This window comes from bacterium (assembly GCA_024224155.1).
GTDB lineage: Bacteria > Acidobacteriota > Thermoanaerobaculia > Multivoradales > JAHEKO01 > CALZIK01.
In genome coordinates, this window is record JAAENP010000276.1 from 1 (window position 1) to 3200 (window position 3200).

4 protein-coding genes are annotated in these 3200 nt (G+C 61.4%); all 4 read right to left on the reverse strand.

Annotated features, from left to right (window positions below; genetic code table 11):
- On the reverse strand, positions 1-1435 hold a 1435-nt coding region (locus tag GY769_14385), incomplete at its 3' end, for a transposase (protein ID MCP4203106.1).
- Entirely contained in the window at positions 1432-2310 is an 879-nt protein-coding gene (locus tag GY769_14390; protein MCP4203107.1) for a DUF4338 domain-containing protein, read from the reverse strand. The genes GY769_14390 and GY769_14385, both read right to left, overlap by 4 nt.
- 65 nt (positions 2311-2375) lie before the next feature.
- Complete coding sequence (gene tnpB, locus GY769_14395) at positions 2376-2732, reverse strand: IS66 family insertion sequence element accessory protein TnpB (GenBank protein MCP4203108.1); 357 nt, start codon at positions 2730-2732, stop codon at positions 2376-2378.
- Positions 2729-3136: a hypothetical protein gene (locus GY769_14400; protein MCP4203109.1), complete on the reverse strand. Its 408-nt coding sequence runs from the start codon at positions 3134-3136 to the stop codon at positions 2729-2731. Before GY769_14400 ends, tnpB begins: the two co-directional genes overlap by 4 nt.
- Positions 3137-3200 lie beyond the last annotated feature (64 nt).

Sequence of the window (3200 nt, forward strand, 5' to 3'; positions counted from 1 at the left end):
GGTGGAGGACGGCTCTCTTCAGCGCTCGTTCGCAGATATTGTTGTCCAACGGTGCGCCAGGCTTGCGCAAAAATAACGTCAGTTTGTCCGATCGCTTGAGCATGTAGGAGAAGGCGCCCCCCAACGACGAGTTCGGTTCGACGTTCCTTTCCTCCAGCTGCTCATTCATCCAGCTCTTCAGATCCGTCATGACTTTGGCGGAGTGATCTTGATGGAAACGAAGCCGCTCCTCAGGCGACATCTCCTCTTTGCGTGCGGTGGCATCGTTGCGGTAGACGCGGCACAAGGACTCGAGCACGTGTAGGCATTCTTGAGGGAAGCTGTCGGCCACCTCCACGAACTTCCTGCGACCATGAGCCATGCAGTTGGCTTTGATGAGGAGGTCCGCGAAATCCTTTGGCACATTGCGTGACAACCCATCGCACATATGCATCGGTCTCTCGAGCTCCTTCGCCCTGTGCCGGAGCACGTCCCCGAGGTTTTCCCCGGCGTGCTGACGTCCGGTGAAGAACACTACGATCTTGTGGTCGTCGCAGCACGCGACGATAGCCGAGGTGAAGATCCCCGTACGCTCTTTCGATCCTGCCTGTTCGATCTGTTGGTTCTCTTTGAGCAGCTGAAGGATCTTCATCGAGGTATCGTCGTTGTAGAAGATATCCCACTGCGCTGCCTGCCGGATGAACTCTTCGTAGACCATCGCGAGGATGATGGCAGCCTTTCTGACGATGTCCCACTGAGTCGAGGTTGGAAAAGGAATCTTGAAGTTCTTCACCAGTCTCTCGAGTCGGTTGAAGGGGAGCCCGCTGCCGTACTTCAAGAGCCCGATCATACTCGCCGCCGTCTCGTCGTACTTCTTCTCCCCGACCTCCTCCGGAGCCTTGGCCCGGAACACCTTACCGCAAAGATTGCAGCGTAGTCTTTCGAGCTCGTAAACCTCCGCTTGAATAGGTGTCTGGCCTCTGACGCGCACCAGCTTGACTGGATTGATCAGGGGGTAGACCTTGGCGGTGGTGGTCTCGCACTCCGGGCACGGGTCGCCAGGCTTGAGCGATTCATGAGGCACCTGGATCTTCCCTGCGCCCTCATAGGCGTCAGCGCCGTTACGACCGTGTCCCTTCGGCTTCTTTTTCTTCTTCTCCGGCTTCTCACCGCTCCTCTCTTCGTCGTTGCCTTGCGGCGACTCCGTGGCACCCGCCCTTTTGAGCACCTCGCTCGTCTTCTCGGTCTTCTTCATGTTAATGGATAGGGCCTTGCGAATTCGCTTGAGCGAGGCGTTCTTCTTTTCCAGCTCGGCCTCCACCCAAACCAGGGTCTCGACGCTCGCTTTCAGTTTCTCGTATTCCTCCACCGTGAGCGCAGACGTCTTGGTACGTTCGACGATCGCCATCAGCTCGGCGGCGCCCAACACGATCCGCTCGGACTTGCGTCGGCTCATGGAACCGCCTCAAGCAGCTGCCGAAAATCTTTCCGCAGCGGGTAGCCCAACACTTCTTTCTTCGGTTGGGTCACCTTATTCGTTGGCGAGTTATGGCCGATGCCTGTGGTCTGACCCAGGGCGACCCAGTTGGCCGCCAGGTAGCACGTGCCGCGAAAACGCCTCGGATCCACGAAGGTTTCGAGGTAATAGATCGGGTGGCTGTAGACCTGCTCCCAGTCCGCCGAAAGCACCCGCGCCATGCGACCCAGCAGATTCGACGCCAGATGGGGCACCTCGACCCATGGAAGGATCAGGAAGCGGGTGTTGTAGGCCAGATAGCGAACGTTACGGCGCCGAGCCTGTGCCGACCAGCCGATGAAACGGTCGCGGGGTCCCAGATGGCGCGGCGCAGAGCTCCACGCCATGCAGGCAACCGGTCGATTCGACGTCACGATCAGGTACTTCAGGTGCTCACCCACCGGCCGTGTATAGCCGAGGTAGTGATACTCCTCGATCAGGCCATCATAGAACGCCTCTTCTCTCGTGCGCCGGACCTGGAGGATCTCCAGCGGCCGAAGCTCCTTCAGACTCCTACGCAACGGCGTACGATCGACCAGGACTCTCTCAGGCTTGCGCCGGGCGATGACGTTGTTGCGGGGAACGAAGCGCACGGGCGGTAGCTCGATGTGACCGGCGCGGTGCAGCTGGAGCATCAGGCCGCGACAGACCATGTCCCGCAGCTGACCGTTGGCTTGTCGCCACTTCCAGGCCTCGCACAGCAGCTTCGACAGCGCTCGGCGGCTCGCGCCAGGGTGCTGGGCGATCAGCTTCTGGATGAACGTGATGTCCTCGTCCGTGACCTCGCGCCCTCTGTACTTCAGCTTCACTTCCATGGTGAAGGCAGCGTACAGGACGAAAATCTGGAACGCAACCCCCCTTCAGGGCAGTAATTTCGCCCTCAAAGGCCGGTATGGAGCCGGCGCCACGGCGGCGCAGCAGCCGCCGCCTCGAAATCGCCGGCCGAGAGCAACACCTGCAGCTCGTGGGCTTCCAGTGCCCGCAGCTTCTTCCCGGCTGGCCAGAAACGGAAACGTCCCGTGGACAGGCGCTTGTAGCAGAGCCAGAAACCCTGGCCGTCGTAGACCAGAATCTTCACCGCCGTGGCCTTGCGGTTGCGGAACACGAACAGGCAGCCGGAGAACGGATCGTGAGCCAGCTCCTCGCGAGCCAGCTTCGCCAGGCCATCGATGCCCTTGCGGAAGTCCGCTGGCTCGACGGCCACCAGCACCCGCATCTGCGGCGCCACCTGAATCATCGCGCCACGCTCCACAAAGCCTGAGCCAGCGTCTGGCAGTGCGCCGCGGCCGAACCTCTCAATTCGACCCGCAGACGAGCCCCCTGTGCGTCCTCCATCTCGAGGACGCAATCCGGCGCCGACGCGAACAGCGGGATCTCCAGGAACTCTCTGCCGGGCCCGGCAGCGGGCTCCGACTCCCAGAGCTCTGCGGTCGACTCCAGGCGCTTCTTCAGCCCGTAGTAGTCCAGGCCCAGTGCCTGGGCCGTCCTTGACACACCGTGCTCTCCAGCGGCCTCGGCCGCCGCTCGCCACAGCGCCTCGGGGATACGGGTACCTCGTTTCCGACTCTGGCGCCAGCGCTCGAACTGGCTCTGAACGCCACTCAGAATGTCGCGGGAAGGGCGGCGGGATCCTTGCTTCATCGGCTGTCCTCCGTCGGTGGATGGTTAGACCACCAACGGTAGCGGCGGCCTCATCGGCCGTCAC

Coding starts and splice junctions, on each gene's coding strand:
- GY769_14390 (MCP4203107.1), bottom strand. CDS start 2,310: ATGGAAGTGAAGCTGAAGTACAGAGGGCGCGAGGTCACGGACGAGGAC.
- tnpB (MCP4203108.1), bottom strand. CDS start 2,732: ATGATTCAGGTGGCGCCGCAGATGCGGGTGCTGGTGGCCGTCGAGCCA.
- GY769_14400 (MCP4203109.1), bottom strand. CDS start 3,136: ATGAAGCAAGGATCCCGCCGCCCTTCCCGCGACATTCTGAGTGGCGTT.